The 17,433-nt window shown below is 72.3% G+C and carries 15 protein-coding genes and 1 other RNA gene; 14 read left to right on the plus strand and 2 right to left on the minus strand.

All coding sequences use genetic code 11. The annotated features are described in order from the left end of the window. Positions 1 to 39 precede the first annotated feature (39 nt). Positions 40 to 1,287, plus strand: a complete 1,248-nt coding sequence (locus ABD345_RS07985) for a serine/threonine-protein kinase (RefSeq protein WP_344551184.1) — start codon at positions 40 to 42, stop codon at positions 1,285 to 1,287. A gap of 34 nt (positions 1,288 to 1,321) precedes the next feature. Then, positions 1,322 to 2,425: a peptide chain release factor 2 gene (prfB, locus tag ABD345_RS07990; protein WP_344551185.1), complete on the plus strand. Its 1,104-nt coding sequence runs from the start codon at positions 1,322 to 1,324 to the stop codon at positions 2,423 to 2,425. 70 nt (positions 2,426 to 2,495) lie between these two features. On the opposite strand, the gene ABD345_RS07995 is transcribed toward prfB, so the two are convergent. Next, entirely contained in the window at positions 2,496 to 2,684 is a 189-nt protein-coding gene (locus ABD345_RS07995; protein ID WP_344551186.1) for a hypothetical protein, read from the minus strand. 261 nt (positions 2,685 to 2,945) lie between these two features. Between ABD345_RS07995 and ftsE the strand changes: the two genes are divergently transcribed. From ftsE to ABD345_RS08045, 10 genes are all read left to right on the plus strand, one after another. Continuing rightward, positions 2,946 to 3,635, plus strand: a complete 690-nt coding sequence (gene ftsE, locus ABD345_RS08000; RefSeq protein ID WP_344551187.1) for a cell division ATP-binding protein FtsE — start codon at positions 2,946 to 2,948, stop codon at positions 3,633 to 3,635. An 11-nt stretch (positions 3,636 to 3,646) separates the two neighbouring features. Next, entirely contained in the window at positions 3,647 to 4,555 is a 909-nt protein-coding gene (gene ftsX / locus ABD345_RS08005; protein WP_344551188.1) for a permease-like cell division protein FtsX, read from the plus strand. 51 nt (positions 4,556 to 4,606) lie between these two features. After that, a complete protein-coding gene (locus ABD345_RS08010) occupies positions 4,607 to 5,860 on the plus strand; it encodes a S41 family peptidase (RefSeq protein WP_344551189.1) in 1,254 nt (417 codons plus the stop codon). Positions 5,861 to 5,904: 44 nt separating this feature from the next. Beyond that, complete coding sequence (gene smpB / locus ABD345_RS08015) at positions 5,905 to 6,387, plus strand: SsrA-binding protein SmpB (protein ID WP_344551190.1); 483 nt, start codon at positions 5,905 to 5,907, stop codon at positions 6,385 to 6,387. A 114-nt stretch (positions 6,388 to 6,501) separates the two neighbouring features. Further along, positions 6,502 to 6,880, plus strand: a transfer-messenger RNA (tmRNA) gene (gene ssrA / locus ABD345_RS08020). Positions 6,881 to 7,074: 194 nt separating this feature from the next. Further along, positions 7,075 to 8,445, plus strand: a complete 1,371-nt coding sequence (locus tag ABD345_RS08025) for a nitrate/nitrite transporter (RefSeq protein WP_344551191.1) — start codon at positions 7,075 to 7,077, stop codon at positions 8,443 to 8,445. A 179-nt stretch (positions 8,446 to 8,624) separates the two neighbouring features. Continuing rightward, positions 8,625 to 9,770, plus strand: a complete 1,146-nt coding sequence (locus ABD345_RS08030) for a uroporphyrinogen-III synthase (protein WP_344551193.1) — start codon at positions 8,625 to 8,627, stop codon at positions 9,768 to 9,770. A 257-nt stretch (positions 9,771 to 10,027) separates the two neighbouring features. Continuing rightward, on the plus strand, positions 10,028 to 12,328 hold the full coding sequence (locus ABD345_RS08035) for a HelD family protein (protein WP_344551194.1): 2,301 nt from the start codon (positions 10,028 to 10,030) through the stop codon (positions 12,326 to 12,328). A gap of 326 nt (positions 12,329 to 12,654) precedes the next feature. Beyond that, on the plus strand, positions 12,655 to 14,130 hold the full coding sequence (locus tag ABD345_RS08040) for an NAD-dependent malic enzyme (protein ID WP_344551195.1): 1,476 nt from the start codon (positions 12,655 to 12,657) through the stop codon (positions 14,128 to 14,130). A 429-nt stretch (positions 14,131 to 14,559) separates the two neighbouring features. Next, positions 14,560 to 14,841, plus strand: a complete 282-nt coding sequence (locus tag ABD345_RS08045) for an HU family DNA-binding protein (protein WP_014136004.1) — start codon at positions 14,560 to 14,562, stop codon at positions 14,839 to 14,841. Between the two features lie 72 nt (positions 14,842 to 14,913). On the opposite strand, the gene murA is transcribed toward ABD345_RS08045, so the two are convergent. After that, positions 14,914 to 16,278 (minus strand): UDP-N-acetylglucosamine 1-carboxyvinyltransferase, encoded by a 1,365-nt coding sequence (gene murA / locus ABD345_RS08050; RefSeq protein ID WP_344551196.1) that lies wholly within the window; start codon positions 16,276 to 16,278, stop codon positions 14,914 to 14,916. A gap of 215 nt (positions 16,279 to 16,493) precedes the next feature. On the opposite strand from murA, the gene ABD345_RS08055 reads away from it, so the two are divergent. Both ABD345_RS08055 and ABD345_RS08060 read left to right on the plus strand, forming a co-directional pair. Beyond that, positions 16,494 to 17,072, plus strand: a complete 579-nt coding sequence (locus tag ABD345_RS08055; RefSeq protein ID WP_380276338.1) for a YqgE/AlgH family protein — start codon at positions 16,494 to 16,496, stop codon at positions 17,070 to 17,072. A gap of 59 nt (positions 17,073 to 17,131) precedes the next feature. Then, positions 17,132 to 17,407, plus strand: a complete 276-nt coding sequence (locus ABD345_RS08060) for a DUF3039 domain-containing protein (RefSeq protein WP_030459614.1) — start codon at positions 17,132 to 17,134, stop codon at positions 17,405 to 17,407. The last annotated feature ends 26 nt before the right edge of the window (positions 17,408 to 17,433 follow it).

The raw sequence follows: 17,433 nt of genomic DNA on the forward strand, positions 1-17,433 counted from the left end.
GTTCGTCGAGCACCGACCTCACGAGCCCACGGAGCAGCATTGGCACGCAAGATCGGCAGCCGGTACACCGTCCACCAGGTGATCGGCCGCGGCTCGGCCGGCACCGTGTGGCTCGGCGAGGGCCCCGACGGTCCGGTGGCGGTGAAGCTGCTGCGCGAGGACCTCGCGGCCGACCAGGTGCTGGTCGGCCGCTTCGTCCAGGAGCGCGCCGCCCTCACCGGCCTCGACCACCCGCACGTGGTCGGCGTCCACGACATGGTGGTCGACGGCAGCGACCTCGCCCTGGTGATGGACCTGGTCCGGGGCAGCGACCTGCGCACCCGGCTGGAGCACGACGGCGTGCTCAGCCCCGCCGTCGCCGCCTCGGTGATCGCCGACGTCGCCGACGGCCTGGCCGCCGCGCACGCCGCCGGCATCGTGCACCGCGACGTCAAGCCGGAGAACGTCCTGCTCGACCTCGCCGCCCCGCCCGGCCCGGCCGGCGCCCCGCGGGCCAGGCTCACCGACTTCGGCATCGCCCGCCTGGTCGACGCCCCCCGCCGCACCCGCGCCACCCGGATCATCGGCACCCCCGACTACCTCGCCCCCGAGATCATCGAGGGCCTGGAGCCGCGCGCCGCCGTCGACATCTACGCCACCGCCACCGTGCTCTACGAACTGCTCACCGGCACCACCCCGTTCGGCGGCGGCCACACCGGCGCGGTGCTGCGCCGGCACGTCACCGAGAACGTCCCCCCGGTCGAGGGCATGCCGGACGGCCTGTGGCGGATCATCTCCGAGTGCCTGGCCAAGGCCCCCGCCTCCCGGCTGCGCGCCGCCGAACTCGCCGTCCGGCTGCGCGAACTGCTCCCCGAACTGGCCGGGGTCGGCCCGCTCGCGGTGCCCGCCCAGCGCGGCGCCCCCGAGGAGGCGCCCACCCCCGGCGAGGCCGTCTACGCCGAGGCCGACGCCGCCACCGGCGGCACCCACCGCCGCCGCCGCGGCCCCGCCGTCCCGCTGGTGCCCGGCCCGCAGCCCGACTCCACCCGGGACACCCACACCAGCCTGCGCCGCCCCTCGGCCCGGGAGCTCGCCTCCTACGCCGAGGAGTCCCGGGCCCAGCGCGACCGGCCCGCGGCCCACCGCCGCACCCGGGCCCAGATGATCCGCCGCCGCCGCACCCTGGCCGTGCTGATCGCCGTCGTCCTGCTGCTCGCCGGGGCCGCCGCCGCGTGGACGGCGTTCGCCGCCGAGCCCCCCGCGGGGGCCGCCGCGGCCGTGCACGCCCCCTGGTACCCGAGGTTGTAGCCGAGCCCCCCCGCGGAACCATTACCCTTGAGGCGTGGCAGCCGTCGATCCTTCCGAAGAGCTCAAGAACCTCGACTCGACCATGTCGTCGATCGAGGCAGTCCTCGACCTGGACAAGATCCGGGCAGACATCGCGACCCTGGAGGAGGAGGCAGCCGCCCCCACCCTGTGGGACGACGTCGCGAACGCGCAGAAGGTCACCAGCCGGCTCTCCTTCCTCCAGGGCGAGCTGCGCAAGGTCGAGACCCTGCGCGGCCGGGTCGAGGACCTGGGCGTCCTGTTCGAACTCGCCGAGGCCGAGGACGACGCGGACACCCGCGTCGAGGCCGAGGCCGAGCTGGTCTCCGTGCAGAAGGCCGTCGAGGAGCTGGAGGTGCGCACCCTGCTCTCCGGCGAGTACGACGCCCGCGAGGCCCTGGTCAACATCCGGGCCGAGGCGGGCGGCGTCGACGCCGCCGACTTCGCCGAGCAGCTGATGCGCATGTACCTGCGCTGGGCCGAGCGGCACGGCTACCCGACCGAGGTCTACGACACCTCGTACGCCGAAGAGGCCGGCATCAAGTCCGCGACCTTCAGCGTCAAGGTCCCCTACGCCTACGGCACCCTCTCCGTCGAGCAGGGCACCCACCGCCTGGTGCGGATCTCCCCGTTCGACAACCAGGGCCGCCGGCAGACCTCCTTCGCGGGCGTCGAGGTGCTCCCCGTCGTCGAGACCTCCGACCACGTCGACATCGACGAGGGCGACCTGCGGATCGACGTCTACCGCGCCTCCGGCCCCGGCGGCCAGGGCGTCAACACCACCGACTCCGCGGTCCGCATCACCCACCTGCCGACCGGCATCGTGGTCTCCTGCCAGAACGAGCGCTCCCAGATCCAGAACAAGGCCTCGGCGATGAACGTCCTCCAGGCCAAGCTGCTGGAGCGCCGCCGCCAGGAGGAGCGCGCCGCGATGGACGCCCTCAAGGACGGCGGCTCGTCCTGGGGCAACCAGATGCGCTCCTACGTCCTGCACCCGTACCAGATGGTCAAGGACCTGCGCACCGAGCACGAGGTCGGCAACCCGCAGGGCGTGCTGGACGGGGACATCGACGGCTTCATCGAGGCCGGCATCCGGTGGCGCAAGCAGCGCGAGAGCTGATCCGCCCCGCGAACACGCACGGTGAAGGGCCCCTCCGCCAAGGCGGAGGGGCCCTTCGTGGTCTTTCGAGTCAGTGCAGCAGCAGGGCGAGCATCAGCACCGCGGCGAACAGCAGGGCCAGCAGCACCGCTGGGTTGAGCGTCGCGAACGGCCCGTGCTGCTCCTGCTGGAGCCGGGCGCGGTTGGCGCGGCAGACCGGGCAGCGGCCGTCGCTCACGCGGCCGTTGCAGTTGGCGCACACCAGTTGGTCGCAGGTCATGCGATCTCCTCCTTGCTGCATAGCCAACGCGCCGGAGGCGGATTCGGTTCCGACTTGCTACCACTCTGCCAGGTTCCGCACCCCGCGGCCCCCGGAGGGGAAGGGTTACCGATCTGTGACGTACCTCGCAATTTCCGGTCCGAACCGGAACAACACCTGACGAAACCACGGTCGGTAGGCGTCCGGCGACTGCGGGTGCCGTGGGGCATCGCGTAAGGTCACTGGCTCCGATCCACCTAGGATGGCCCCCGTGATGCAGCCGTGATCAGATTCGACAACGTCTCCAAGACCTATCCCAAGCAGAACCGTCCGGCCCTGGACAACGTCTCGCTGGAGATCGAGAAGGGCGAGTTCGTCTTCCTGGTCGGTTCGTCCGGTTCGGGCAAGTCGACGTTCCTGCGCCTGTGCCTGCGCGAGGAGCGCCCGTCCGTCGGTGCGGTGCACGTGCTGGGCAAGGACCTGGGCAAGCTCTCGAACTGGAAGGTGCCGCACATGCGGCGCCAACTGGGTACCGTCTTCCAGGACTTCCGCCTGCTGCCGAACAAGACCGTCGGGCAGAACGTGGCGTTCGCCCTGGAGGTGATCGGCAAGCCGAAGAGCACCATCAACAAGGTGGTGCCCGAGGTGCTCGACCTGGTCGGCCTCGGCGGCAAGGAGGGCCGGATGCCCGGCGAGCTGTCGGGCGGTGAGCAGCAGCGCGTGGCGATCGCCCGGGCGTTCGTGAACCGGCCGATGCTGCTGATCGCCGACGAGCCCACCGGCAACCTCGACCCGCAGAACTCGGTCGGCATCATGAAGCTGCTCGACCGCATCAACCGGACCGGCACCACCGTGCTGATGGCGACCCACGACCAGGCCATCGTCGACCAGATGCGCAAGCGCGTCATCGAACTCGACAAGGGCCTGCTGGTCCGCGACCAGGCCCGCGGCGTCTACGGATACCAGAGCTAGAAGAGAGAAGCATGCGCGCCCAGTTCGTTCTGTCGGAGATCGGCGTCGGTCTCCGCCGCAACCTGACCATGACCATCGCCGTCGTGGTCAGTGTCGCGCTGTCGCTCGCCCTCGCCGGTGCCTCGCTGTTGGTCCGCGACCAGGTCAACTCCATGAAGGACTACTGGTACGACAAGGTCGAAGTCAGCATCTACTTCTGCATCAAGGCGGACCACAACGTGCCGCAGTGCGCGGCGGGTGCGGCCACCGACGACCAGGTCGCCCAGGTGAAGGCCGACCTGGACAAGATGACGCCGCTGGTGCAGAGCTCGACGTACGAGTCCTCCCAGGAGGCGTACAAGCACTTCAAGGACAGCAACCCGGACAACCCGCTGCTGGCGGCGGTCGGCCCGGACGCGATGCCGCAGTCCTGGCGGGTCAAGCTGAACGACCCGACCAAGTTCGACGTGATCCAGAGCGCCTTCGCGGGCAAGCCCGGCGTCAAGTCGGTCGACGACCAGCGCAAGATCCTGGAGAACCTGTTCGGCCTGCTGCGCGGCCTGCAGACCGCGGCGTTCGTGATCATGGTGATGATGCTGTTCGTCGCGCTGCTGCTGATCGTCAACACCGTCCGGGTGTCCGCGTTCAGCCGCCGCCGCGAGACCGGCATCATGCGCCTGGTCGGCGCCTCCAACTTCTACGTGCAGATGCCGTTCATCGCGGAGGCCGCGTTCGCCGCGCTGCTCGGCTCGGCACTGGCCTCGGCGCTGCTGCTGGGCGGGCACTTCTTCGTCCAGCACTGGCTCGCCAAGAAGGTGCAGTTCATCACCTTCATCGGCCTGTCCTCGGTGCTGTCGGTCATCCCGTTGCTGGTGGTGGTCGGCATGGGGATGGCGGCGGTGGCCGCGTTCTTCACCCTCCGCAAGTACTTGAAGGTCTGACGCACCGTCGGTGCTACCGGACGGCGCGCCCGCCCGCCTAGACTCGCAGGCATGCCGACAGCACCGCGGGTACGCCAGGGGATGACGCTCGGCCTGGTGTTCGGCGCGGTGCTGTTCGCCGGAGCGGCCTCGGGGGCCTGGGGAGAGCCGGACGGCTCGACCCGGGCCCCTTCGTCGTCCGAGGCCCTCCCGCCCACCGCCGACCTCGCCGGAGCCGACCTGACCCCGCAGCAGGCCCGGCAGCTGGTCGGCGACAGCGGCGACCGGTGGGCCGCCTACCTGAGCCCGCAGCAGTACGCCGACCTCACCGGCGGCCGGTACGCGGGCGTCGGACTGAGCGTGGACCGGGAGGCCGGCGGGCCCACCCTGGTGGCCGAGGTGCTGCCCGGCTCGCCCGCCGCCCGGGCCGGGATCGAGGCCGGCGACCGGCTGGTCACCGTCGACGGGACGCCCGCCGAACAGCTCCCGGTCACCGAACTGGTCTCCCGGCTGCGCGGCGGACCGGCCGGCAGCGCGGTCGCCGTGGGCGTCCTGGACGGGACCGGCCCGGTGCGCCAACTCACCCTCACCCGGGCCGAACTGGCCGCCCGCGAGGTCGAGGCCGACCACCCGGCGCCCGGCGTGGCCCGGATCGCCGTGCACGCCTTCACCGAGGGCGTCGGCGACCAGGTGCGGGCCGCCGCGGCCGGCGCCGGGGGCGTGGTGCTCGACCTGCGCGGCAACTCCGGCGGCCTGGTCGAGGAGGCCGTCGACACCGCCTCGGTGTTCCTCGACGGCGGGCCGGTGGCCAGCTACCAGGCGAACGGCGAGCACCGCGAACTGACCGCCGCCGCGGGCCGCAGCACCGCCGTCCCGCTGGTGGTGCTGGTCGACGGCGGCACCATGAGCGCCGCCGAACTGCTGGCCGGCGCGCTCCAGGACCGCGGCCGGGCCGTCCTGGTCGGCAGCCGCACCTTCGGCAAGGGCACCGTCCAGCAGCCCAGCCGGCTCGCCGACGGCTCGGTGCTGGAACTCACCGTCGGCCACTACCGGACCCCGGCCGGCCGCTCCCCGGACGGCACCGGCTTCCAGCCCGACGTGCCCGCCGCCGGGGAGGACCCGGAGGCGCTCGCCCTCAGGGTGCTGGACGGGCTGAGCGGCTCCGGACCGACCGCGCCCGCCGCCGCCCCGACGCCCGCCACCGCGTCCACCGCCGCCCCCGGGGCCCCCGCCGGGCCCGCCGACCCGGCCGCGCCCGCCGCGTCCCCCGGCCCGGGGGCCTCCGCCGGGCCCGCCACGGCGCCCGCCGACCCCGCCGCGCCGTAAAGGGGCTGCCGAGCGCGCCGCCGAGGTGCGAGAATGGCCGGGCTATGGCAAAGGAAACGGGCAAGAAGCTGGTCGCGCAGAACAAGAAGGCGCGGCACGAGTACACCATTCTCGACACCTACGAGTGCGGCATGGTGCTCACCGGCACCGAGGTCAAGTCGCTGCGCGAGGGGCGGGCCAACCTGGTCGACGGCTACGCGTACGTCCAGGGCGGCGAGGCCTGGATCGACAACGTGTTCATCCCCGAGTACGCCCAGGGCACCTGGACCAACCACTCGGCGCGGCGCAAGCGCAAGCTGCTGCTGCACAAGATGGAGATCCGCAAGATCGAGTCCAAGGTGAAGGAGACCGGCCACACGCTGGTCCCGCTGTCCCTGTACTTCAAGGACGGCCGCGCCAAGCTCGAACTCGCCCTCGCCGTCGGCAAGAAGCTGTACGACAAGCGGCAGACCCTGCGCGAGCGCCAGGACCGCCGCGAGACCGACCGCGCGGTGGCGGCCGTCCGCCGCCGCACCGGCCAGGGCTGAACCGCCGCCCGCGGTTAATGCGCTGGACCCTTGACGGGCCGGTTGAGTACTATGGGCAGCGCATCACCCGGAGGGCGGTCCGCCTCCCGCCGGAGCTGTTTGTCAAAAAAACATGGGGATGATCGGTTTCGACAGTGACAGTCGAAACAGGAGAAGCGAGCCGAGGAACGCGGCAATGATCTCGTTAACCATCTGTCGCAAAAAAATAATCGCCAACTCTAAGCGCGATTCCCAGCAGTTCGCTCTCGCAGCCTGATCTGCGAAAGTGAATGGGTGTCAGCCCGGGGCGTTCCCGACCCGGATCCTGGCATAATCTAGGGAACTCAACCTTCCACCCCGGTCGCGGGGGTGGCGGGGAAACCAAACAGTGACTGGGCCTGTTGGCGGCTTGTCCGCGTGACCGCCAGGGCCGAGAAAATCACAGCGGACTGCGCTCGGAGAAGTCCTGAATCCACTTCACTGGACCCGGGTTCGATTCCCGGCATCTCCACCACCCCATGTGCATCGCAGAGCCGCCCTCCGCTCCGGAGGGCGGCTCTCGTGCGTTCCCGGACCCTCACACGGCGGGCCGGCGGCGGGTGAGAGGACGGTTCCGCACCCTTCACACCGCACAACGAACCCGAAATCGTGGGCTCCTAGCGTCAGAGGCACAGGGTCCAGAACACCCGCACTCGAAGGAGCGAGCCCATGGACGGCACCACCACGGACGGCAGGACCGGCGGCCGCTGGATCCAGCAGTGGGACCCGGAGGACACCGCTTTCTGGGAGTCCACCGGGCGCCGCACGGCCCGGCGCAACCTCGCCTTCTCGGTGCTCTCCGAACACATCGGCTTCTCGATCTGGAGCCTGTGGTCGGTGATGGTGCTCTTCATGGGCAAGGAGTACGGGATCGACCCGGCCGGCAAGTTCTTCCTGGTCGCCATGCCCACCCTGGTCGGCTCCTTCGTCCGGATCCCCTACACCGTCGCGGTCGCCCGCTTCGGCGGCCGGAACTGGACGGTCTTCTCCGCGCTGCTGCTGCTCCTGCCGACCCTCACCGCCGCGTACGTCATGCACCCCGGCACCTCGTACACCACCTTCATGCTGGTCGCGGCGCTCACCGGCTTCGGCGGCGGCAACTTCGCCTCCTCGATGACCAACATCAACGCCTTCTACCCGGCCCGGCACAAGGGCTGGGCGCTCGGCCTCAACGCGGGCGGCGGCAACATCGGGGTGCCGGTGATCCAGCTGGTCTCGCTCGCCGTGATCTCCTGGGCCGGCGCCGGGCACCCCCGCCTGGTGCTGGGCATCTACCTGCCGCTGATCGTGGTCGCCGCGCTGTGCGCCGCCCTGTTCATGGACAACCTCGCCCCGATGAAGGCCGACACCGGTTCGCTCGCCGCGATCGTCCGGGAGAAGCACACCTGGCTGATGTCGGTGCTGTACGTCGGCACCTTCGGCTCCTTCATCGGCTTCTCCTTCGCCTTCGGCCTGGTGCTGCAGAACCAGTTCGGCCGCACCCCGCTGCAGGCCGCCCAGCTCACCTTCCTCGGCCCGCTGCTGGGCTCGGTGATCCGCCCGCTCGGCGGGAAGCTCGCCGACCGGTTCGGCGGCGCCCGGATCACCCTGTGGAACTTCGCCGCGATGGCCGCCGCCGCGAGCGTCGTCACCTACGCCTCGTCGATCCGCTCGCTGCCGGTCTTCCTCACCGGCTTCGTCGCCCTGTTCGCGCTGGCCGGCCTCGGCAACGGCTCCACCTACAAGATGATCCCCGGCATCTTCGACGCCAAGGCCCAGGACCGGATCGCGGCCGGCGCCGCCCCGGAGGACGCCGCCGCCTGGTCCCGCAAGATGTCCGGCGCCGCGATCGGCGTGATCGGCGCCGTCGGCGCCCTCGGCGGGCTCTTCATCAACCTGGCCTTCCGCGAGTCCTTCCTGATCGCCAAGTCCGGCACCCCCGCCTTCGTCTCCTTCCTCGCCGCCTACGCCGTCTGCTCCGTCCTCACCTGGGCGGTCTACCTCCGCCGCCCGGCCGCCACCGCCGCCACCGCCGACGCCCCCGCCCTCGCACAGGTCTGAACCACCGTCACACCCCCGGGGCCGCCCTGACCGGCAGTGAAACACGCCGGTAATCGGTGCGACCCGGGGGTGACACCGCGACCGGCCACGATTGATCAACCACCCACCCGACCGACCGCCGCCCCTCCGTCCCCAGCCAGGACACCCGGGGGGTGGCGCACCCCAGAGGACGACACCGCATGGCCGACCCGACCCGACGCCTGCAGGACGAACCCGAGCCCGCCGACAGCGGCCCGCTCGCCGGCTGGACCATCGGCATCACCGCCGCCCGCCGCGCCGACGAACTCACCGCCCTGCTCCAGCGCCGCGGCGCGAACGTGCTGCGCGCCCCCGCCCTGCGGATCGTCCCGCTCGCCGACGACACCGAACTGCACACCGCCACCCGCGCCCTGATCGCCGACCCGCCCGACCTGGCCGTCGCCACCACCGGCATCGGCTTCCGCGGCTGGATGGAGGCCGCCGACGGCTGGGACCTCGGCGAGGACCTGCGCACCGCCCTCGGCCACGGCTCCGTGCTCGCCCGCGGCCCCAAGGCCAAGGGCGCGATCCGCGCCGCCGGACTGCGCGAGTCCTTCTCCGCCGCCACCGAGTCCTCCGCGGAGGTGCTCTCCCACCTCCTCGACCGGGGCGTCGACGGCAGCCGGATCGCCGTCCAGCTGCACGGCGCCCCGCTGCCCGGCTTCGTCGAGTCGCTGCGCGCCGCCGGGGCGGACGTCGTCGAGGTCCCGGTCTACCGCTGGCTCCCGCCCGCCGACCTCGGCCCGCTCGACCGCCTCCTCGACGCGACCTGCGCCGGCGCGCTGGACGCCGTCACCTTCACCTCCGCGCCCGCCGCGATCAGCCTGCTCGACCGGGCCGCGCAGCGCGGCCGCACCGAGGAGCTGCTGCACGCCCTGCGCCGCGACGTCCTCGCGGTCTGCGTCGGCCCGGTCACCTCCGCCCCGTTCGACGAGCTCGACGTGCCCACCGTCTGGCCGGAACGGATGCGGCTGGGCGCCATGGTCCAGACCCTCACCGCCGCCCTCCCCGAACGCGCCCGCCGGCTGCCCGTCGCCGGGCACACCCTCGAACTGCGCGGCCAGGCCGCCCTCGTCGACGGCCACCTGCGCCCCGTCCCGCCGGCCGGGATGGCCCTGCTGCGCACCCTCGCCCGCCACCCCGGCTGGGTCGTCCCGCGCGCCGACCTGCTCCGCGCCCTGCCCGGCAGCGGCGACGACGAGCACGCCGTCGAGACGGCGATGGCCCGCCTGCGCCAGGCGCTCGGCGCGCCGCGGCTGATCACCACCGTGGTCAAGCGCGGCTACCGGCTGACGCTGGACCACTAGACGGTCGATGAGGGAGCCCCGCCAGGGGCTCGGGGAACGGCGAGGCCCAGGCTGCTGGCGGTGCACTGCCGGTGCGTGCCGCCGCTTCTGGTTCTGTTCACTACACGCAGCAGCCCCGACCTTCGACGGGCTCCGGCCGTCAGCAGCACGGGCTCGCCGTTCCCCGAGCCCCTGATTTCGCTCCCGCCTGTCGGAGAGGTGTCCGGTTCCCTGTAAGATCTTCCGTCCGCCTTTTTCTCCGCACCTTTGGGGGCTCCTTGGGCGCGCACGGTTCCGCCGAGCACCGATCCGACACTGTCCGCGACCGCGAGATCGCGGGTGAGCAGCGCCACCTCGACACCGTCTACCAGCGGTTGGAGGAGAAGCTGGCCGAGGCGGAGTACATCCTGGAGGACGCCGCCAAGCGGGTGCAGGTCGGCACGCCCGGCGCGCTCGCCGAGCGGGACGCGCAGGTGTACCGGGCCGGGGCCCACCTGCAGCGGTTGAACAACGAGTTCGAGGACTTCCTCTTCGGGCGGATCGACCTCCAGCAGGCCGACGCGCCGGAGGAGCACGGGATCCCGTCCCAGACGCCGCTGGACCCGGCGGACCCGGCCGTCGCCGAGAGCCTGCACATCGGGCGCCTGGGCGTGCTGGACGCCGAGTTCGGCCCGCTGGTGATCGACTGGCGGGCCCCGGCGGCGGCGCCGTTCTACCGGGCGACGCCGCTGGAGCCGGGCCGGGTGATCCGGCGCCGGGTGATCCGGTCGAAGGGCCGGAAGGTGATGGGCGTCGAGGACGACCTGCTCCGTCCCGACCTGGCGCCGACGCTGGGCGGCGAGGAGCTGGCGGTGGTCGGCGACGGCGCGCTGATGGCGACGCTGGGCCGGGCCCGCGGCCACTCGATGCGCGACATCGTCTCGTCCATCCAGAAGGAGCAGGACGAGGTGATCAGGGCCGCCGCCGCGGGCGCGACCCTGGTGACCGGCGGCCCCGGCACCGGGAAGACCGCGGTGGCGCTGCACCGGGCCGCGTTCCTGCTGTACCAGGACCGCCGCCGGTACGCGGGCGGCATCCTGGTGGTCAGCCCGACCGCGCTGCTGGTGTCGTACACCGAGGGCGTGCTGCCGTCGCTGGGCGAGGAGGGCCAGGTGGCGATCCGCGCGGTCGGCAGCCTGGTGGACGGGATCGAGGCGTCCCGGTACGACAGCCCGGAGACCGCCCGGATCAAGGGCTCGGCGCGGATGGTGCAGCTGCTGCGCCGGGCCGCCCGGGCGGCCCTGGAGCTGGGCGCGCCGACCGAGCTGAAGGTGTTCGCCCGGGGCCGGGCGCTGCGGCTGGACGCGGGCCGGCTGAAGGCGGTGCGCGGCAACGTGGTGGGCGGCGGCGGCACGCCGCTGAACCTGCTGCGCCCGCGGGCCCGCCGCCTGCTGCTGGACGCGCTGTGGTCGGAGGCGGTGCGCGACCTGCCGAAGCCGGCCACGTACGCGGAGCGCGAGCAGCGCCAGGAGGAGCGCGAGTCCTTCGACGAGTACGTGTCCGACGAGGCCCCGTTCCTGGACTTCCTGGACGCCTGGTGGCCCGCGGTGACCCCGCGCCGGGTGCTGGCCACCCTGAAGCAGCACCGGCACACCAACCGGATCGCCCGCCGCGCGGTCACCCCGGAGGAGTCCCGGCTGCTCGCCGCGTCCTGGCGGCACCTGGACGAGCGCGGCGCGGGCGGCCTGTCCGCGCACGACGTGGCGCTGGTGGACGAGCTGCAGGTGCTGCTCGGCGAACCGGCCCGCCCGAAGGTGCGCGAGGTGGACGCGGTGGACCTGCTGACCGGCCTGGACGAGGTCACCACGTACGGCGAGCGGGCGTACCGCCAGCGCGAGCGCGACCGCGTCCCGGAGGAGCGGCGCGAGTACGCGCACGTGATCGTGGACGAGGCGCAGGACCTCACCCCGATGCAGTGGCGGATGATCGGGCGCCGCTCCCGGATGGCGACCTGGACGATCGTCGGCGACCCGGCGCAGTCCTCCTGGCCGTTCCCGCAGGAGGCGCAGGCGGCGATGGACGAGGTGCTGGCGGGCAAGCCGCGCCGCCGGCACACGCTGACCGTGAACTACCGCAACCCGGCGGAGATCGCCGAGGTGGCGGCGAAGGTGCTGGAGCTGGCCGCCCCGGGCACCCCCTCGCCGACCGCGGTGCGGGCCACCGGCGCGCACCCGCGGTTCGCGGCGGTCCGCGAGCCGTCGGCGGCGGCGTTCGGCGCGGCCGCCCGGGCGGAGCTGGAGCGGCTGCTGGGCGAGGTGGACGGCACCGTCGCGGTGGTGGTCCCGATGGACCGCCGGGCCGAGGCGGCGGGCTGGACCGCCGGGCTGGGCGACCGGGTGGTGGCGCTGGGCAGCCTGGAGGCGAAGGGCCTGGAGTACGACGCCACCGTGGTGGCCGACCCGACCGGCATCGCGGGGGAGTCGGAGGCGGGCCTGCGGGTGCTGTACGTGGCGCTGACCCGGGCCACCCAGCGGCTGACGGTGCTCTCCGGCCCGGACGACCTGCCGGACGCCGCGGGCGTCCCCGCGCTGCTGAAGTAGCGGCGGGAAGCACGGAGGCCCCCCACCCGCGGGTGGGGGGCCTCCGTCACGTTGAACACCGACCCGCCATGCTCGCCTCGCGGCAAGTGGTCCCTCGAAGGGACGAAGGTTGGGCCCGGGGGCTTGGATCGAGCCGGTGCCGTTCCAATGTAACGCATCTGCGCGGACGGGCAAGGAGAACGAGGTCCGGGCCGGTCGGTTTGTCGGATCCGCACACTCAACGCACGTTATTTCTGGCGGGCCCTTGGTCGGTGCGACCATCGAGGTCTAGCATGCCGAGCGGCATGAACTTCAACAATTTGTTGATTCAGGAAGAAGGAACGTCGATGGCGACGGTGCCCAGTGTCTCGAACTCGATCACTGTCCGGTTGGAGGTCCCGGCCACCGGCAACGCGGTGAGCTCGATCACCACCGCGGTGGAGTCCTCCGGCGGTTCGGTCACCGGTCTCGACGTCACGGCCTCCGGCCTCGAAGCGCTGCGGATCGACGTCACCGTGGCGGCGTCCTCGGTCGGGCACGGCCAGGAGATCGTCGAGAAGCTGCGCACCATCGACGGCGTGAGCATCGGCAAGGTCTCCGACCGCACCTTCCTGATGCACCTCGGCGGCAAGATCGAGATGTCCTCGAAGCTGCCGATCCGCAACCGCGACGACCTGAGCATGATCTACACCCCCGGCGTGGCCCGGGTCTGCATGGCGATCGCCGAGAACCCGGAGGACGCCCGCCGGCTGACCATCAAGCGCAACAGCGTCGCGGTGGTCACCGACGGCTCCGCGGTGCTGGGCCTGGGCAACATCGGCCCGAAGGCCGCGCTGCCGGTGATGGAGGGCAAGGCGGCGCTGTTCAAGCGGTTCGCGGGCATCGACGCCTGGCCGCTGTGCCTGGACACCCAGGACGCCGACGAGATCGTGGCGATCGTCAAGGCGATCGCCCCGGGCTTCGCGGGCATCAACCTGGAGGACATCTCGGCGCCGCGCTGCTTCGAGATCGAGGCCCGGCTGCGCGAGGCGCTGGACATCCCGGTCTTCCACGACGACCAGCACGGCACCGCGATCGTGGTGCTGGCCGCGCTGACCAACGCGCTGAAGGTGGTCGGCAAGGAGATCGGCGAGATCCGGGTGGTGATGAGCGGCGCCGGCGCCGCGGGCACCGCGATCCTCAAGCTGCTGATGGCGGCCGGCGTCGCGCACGCCACCGTGGCGGACGTCCGCGGCGTGGTCCACGAGGGCCGCGACGACCTGGACGGCAGCCTGCGCTGGATCGCCGAGAACACCAACCGCTCCGGCCGCACCGGCACCCTCAAGGACGCGGTGGCCGACGCCGACGTGTTCATCGGCGTCTCCGCCCCGAACGTGCTGGACGGCGACGACCTGGCCACCATGGCCAAGGACGCGGTCGTCTTCGCGCTGGCCAACCCCGACCCGGAGGTCGACCCGGCGGTGGCCCGGCAGACCGCCGCGGTGGTCGCCACCGGCCGCAGCGACTTCCCCAACCAGATCAACAACGTGCTGGTCTTCCCGGGCGTCTTCCGCGGCCTGCTGGACGCGCAGAGCGCCAGCGTGGACACCGAGATGATGCTGGCCGCCGCCCGGGCGCTGGCCACCACCGTCACCGACGACGAGCTGAACCCGAACTACATCATCCCCAGCGTCTTCCACCCCGGCGTGGCCAAGACCGTCGCCGCCGCCGTCCGGGACGCCGCGCTGGCGGCCCGCGGCGACGCCGAGGCGGCCCCGGAGCGGCCCACCCCGGGCATCGTCGGGACGCTCGACACCGGTGCTTTCCCGGCCGTTCGGCTCTGAGCTCGGCGGCTCCGGCGCCCCCGCCGCGCGCGGGGGCGCCGGAGCCCTTGCGACACAAGGGCAAGGGGCGTGTTTGGGCTTGTCGGTGCCAGGGCGTACGGTAGCCCTGCGGCGGGGAGGCGTGTCCGACAAGTACGGTACGTCCCCGGTCGCGACACGGCGTGTCACCCCGACCGCCGCCCGCTCCGGCCGCTGCCGGAGCCGACGGAGCGTCACACCTCCGTCCGGCGGGCGCTGTTCGGGTCAACCACGCCGGTTCCCGATTGGCTTTCTCAGTGCCGGTCGGGGCAGGATTCGTACCCAGGCGGGCAGTTTGCGGCGCTTCGCGGTGCGAGCCCGGCCCCTGACCACCCCTCGCCTGAACGAGCACCGTCGCGCGGACCGGCCATGCCTCCGCGCACGGCAGAGCAACAGACCACAGGAGTACACATGAACCGCAGTGAGCTGGTGGCCGCGCTGGCCGAGCGTGCCGAGGTGACCCGCAAGGACGCCGACGCCGTGCTGGCCGCCTTCGCCGAGATCACCGGCGAGGTCGTCGCCAAGGGCGACGAGAAGGTCACCATCCCCGGTTTCCTGACCTTCGAGCGCACCCTGCGCGCCGCCCGCACCGCCCGCAACCCGCAGACCGGCGAGCCCATCCAGATCGCCGAGGGCTTCAGCGTCAAGGTGAGCGCCGGCTCGAAGCTGAAGGAAGCCGCGAAGGGCAAGTGACCCCCCGCAGCTGAACGCACCGGTGGCCCGGACCCCCTCGGGGGTCCGGGCCCCCGGCTTCTCCCGGGCCGCTCAGGCGGTCAGCTGGACCCCGGCCAGCTCGGCCAGCTCGGCCGCCGAGGGCAGCTCGATGTGCGCGCCCAGGTCGCGCAGCTTGTCCATGAAGTTCTCGTAGCCGCGGTTGATCAGGTCGATGCCGTGCACCGTGGAGGTGCCCTCGGCCGCCAGCGCCGCGATCAGGTACGAGAAGCCGCCGCGCAGGTCGGGGATGACCAGCTCGCCGCCCATCAGCTTGGACGGGCCGGAGACCACCGCGGAGTGCTTGAAGTTGCGCGCCCCGAACCGGCACGGGGTGCCGCCCAGGCACTCGCTGTAGAGCTGGATGTGCGCGCCCATCTGGTTCAGCGCCCCGGTGAAGCCCAGACGCGACTCGTACACCGTCTCGTGCACGATGGACAGGCCGGTGGCCTGGGTCAGCGCCACCACCAGCGGCTGCTGCCAGTCGGTCTGGAAGCCCGGGTGCACGTCGGTCTCCAGGGCGATCGCCTTGAGCTCGCCGCCCGGGTGCCAGAACCGGATGCCCGCGTCGTCGATCTCGTAGGCGCCGCCGACCTTCCGGAAGGTGTTCAGGAAGGTCATCATCGGGATCTGCTCGGCGCCCCGGACGTAGATGTCGCCCTTGGTGGCCAGCGCCGCGCACGCCCAGGAGGCCGCCTCCAGGCGGTCCGGCAGGGCCCGGTGGGTGTAGCCGTCGAGCTCGTCCACGCCGGTGACCAGGATGGTCCGGTCGGTGCCCAGCGAGATGATCGCGCCCATCTTCTGCAGCACGCAGATCAGGTCGACGATCTCCGGCTCGATCGCGGCGTTGCGCAGCTCGGTGACGCCCTCGGCGAGCACCGCGGTCAGCAGCACCTGCTCGGTCGCGCCGACCGACGGGTAGGGCAGCTCGATCTTGGTGCCGCGCAGCCGCTGGGCGGCGACCAGGTAGGTGCCCTGCGGGTGCTTCTCGATGGTCGCGCCGAACTGGCGCAGCACCTCGAAGTGGAAGTCGACCGGCCGGCCGCCGATGTCGCAGCCGCCCAGGCCCGGGATGAAGGCGTGGCCGAGGCGGTGCAGCAGCGGGCCGCAGAACAGGATCGGGATCCGCGAGGAGCCGGCGTGCGCGTCGATGTCCGCGACGTTGGCGGCCTCCACGTGCGAGGGGTCGAGGATCAGCTCGCCGTCCTCGTCGCCGGTGCGGACGGTGACCCCGTGCAGCTGCAGCAGGCCGCGGACGACCTTGACGTCCCGGATGTCCGGCACGTTGCGCAGTCTGCTGGGGCCCTGGCCGAGCAGCGCGGCGACCATGGCCTTGGGGACCAGGTTCTTGGCGCCGCGGATCTGGATCTCGCCTTCGAGCGGGTTACCGCCGTGGACCAGCAGGACGTCGTCGGTCATCGTTCTCGCAATCCGGGTGCGCAGGAGGTTTTCGGCTGCGGAGTTGGGGGAAGGGCCCTTCACCACCACTAGATGGTAGGGGGTGGGCGATTGGTTCCGGTGTGCCCTAATGGTGATCATGCTGTAGGGGAGGCTCCACGGCACCGCCACTGGGCCGTACGGGTGGCTCCCGGCCGCAGCCGCCGGGTGTCCCGGGACGGCCGGTACGGGGCATGATGTCAGACATGGAAGCGGCCCCCTCGCTCACCGGGCGACTGCTCGTGGCGACGCCCGTGCTGACCGACCCGAACTTCTCCCGGTCGGTGGTCCTGCTGCTCGACCACGACGCCCAGGGGGCGCTCGGGGTGGTGCTCAACCGCCCCACGCCGGTGGACGTCGCGGCCGTGCTCGACGGCTGGGCGCCGCTGGCCGGGGCCCCGGCGGTGCTCTTCCAGGGCGGGCCGGTGGCGCTGGACTCCGCGCTGGCCGTCGCCGTCGTCCCCGGCGAGGACCACAGCGCCGCGCCGCTCGGCTGGCGCCGGGTGCACGGCGCGATCGGCCTGGTCGACCTGGAGGCGCCGCCCGAGGTGCTGGCCGGGGTGCTCGGCGGGATGCGGGTGTTCGCCGGCTACTCGGGCTGGTCCCCCGGCCAGCTGGAGGAGGAGATCGCCGAGGGCGCCTGGCACCTGGTCGACTGCGAGGCGGGGGACGTCTCCTGCGCCCAGCCGGACCGGCTCTGGCGCGAGGTGCTGCGCCGCCAGCGCGGGCCGCTGGCGATGCTCGCCACCTACCCCGACGACCCGCTGCTGAACTGAGACCGCTCGCTCCTCCCGTGGTGGCCCGGTTCCGGGCGGCCCCCATAGACTTGGCACCCATGAGCACTCTTGAGCCCGAGCGCGGTCTCGGCACCGGCACCCTGGTCGAGCCCGTCCCGCAGACTTCGCACGGGGACGGCGACCACGAGCGCTTCGCCCACTACGTCCAGAAGGACAAGATCATGGAGAGCGCGCTCTCCGGGTCCCCCGTGGTGGCGCTGTGCGGCAAGGTCTGGGTGCCCGGGCGGGACCCGAAGAAGTACCCGGTCTGCCCGATGTGCAAGGAGATCTTCGACGGGCTGAACAACCCCGGCGGGGACGACAAGAAGGACTGACCTCCGGTCACCTGCGCAAACACCCC

The sequence above is a fragment of the Kitasatospora saccharophila genome (assembly GCF_039529925.1).
Classification (GTDB): domain Bacteria; phylum Actinomycetota; class Actinomycetes; order Streptomycetales; family Streptomycetaceae; genus Kitasatospora; species Kitasatospora saccharophila.

Excerpts from the sequence above, each read along its gene's own strand:
- ABD345_RS07995 (WP_344551186.1), bottom strand. The coding sequence starts at position 2,684 with ATGACCTGCGACCAACTGGTGTGCGCCAACTGCAACGGCCGCGTGAGC.
- ftsX (WP_344551188.1), top strand. The coding sequence starts at position 3,647 with ATGCGCGCCCAGTTCGTTCTGTCGGAGATCGGCGTCGGTCTCCGCCGC.
- ABD345_RS08010 (WP_344551189.1), top strand. The coding sequence starts at position 4,607 with ATGCCGACAGCACCGCGGGTACGCCAGGGGATGACGCTCGGCCTGGTG.
- smpB (WP_344551190.1), top strand. The coding sequence starts at position 5,905 with ATGGCAAAGGAAACGGGCAAGAAGCTGGTCGCGCAGAACAAGAAGGCG.
- ABD345_RS08025 (WP_344551191.1), top strand. The coding sequence starts at position 7,075 with ATGGACGGCACCACCACGGACGGCAGGACCGGCGGCCGCTGGATCCAG.
- ABD345_RS08030 (WP_344551193.1), top strand. The coding sequence starts at position 8,625 with ATGGCCGACCCGACCCGACGCCTGCAGGACGAACCCGAGCCCGCCGAC.
- ABD345_RS08040 (WP_344551195.1), top strand. The coding sequence starts at position 12,655 with ATGGCGACGGTGCCCAGTGTCTCGAACTCGATCACTGTCCGGTTGGAG.
- ABD345_RS08045 (WP_014136004.1), top strand. The coding sequence starts at position 14,560 with ATGAACCGCAGTGAGCTGGTGGCCGCGCTGGCCGAGCGTGCCGAGGTG.
- murA (WP_344551196.1), bottom strand. The coding sequence starts at position 16,278 with ATGACCGACGACGTCCTGCTGGTCCACGGCGGTAACCCGCTCGAAGGC.
- ABD345_RS08055 (WP_380276338.1), top strand. The coding sequence starts at position 16,494 with ATGTCAGACATGGAAGCGGCCCCCTCGCTCACCGGGCGACTGCTCGTG.
- ABD345_RS08060 (WP_030459614.1), top strand. The coding sequence starts at position 17,132 with ATGAGCACTCTTGAGCCCGAGCGCGGTCTCGGCACCGGCACCCTGGTC.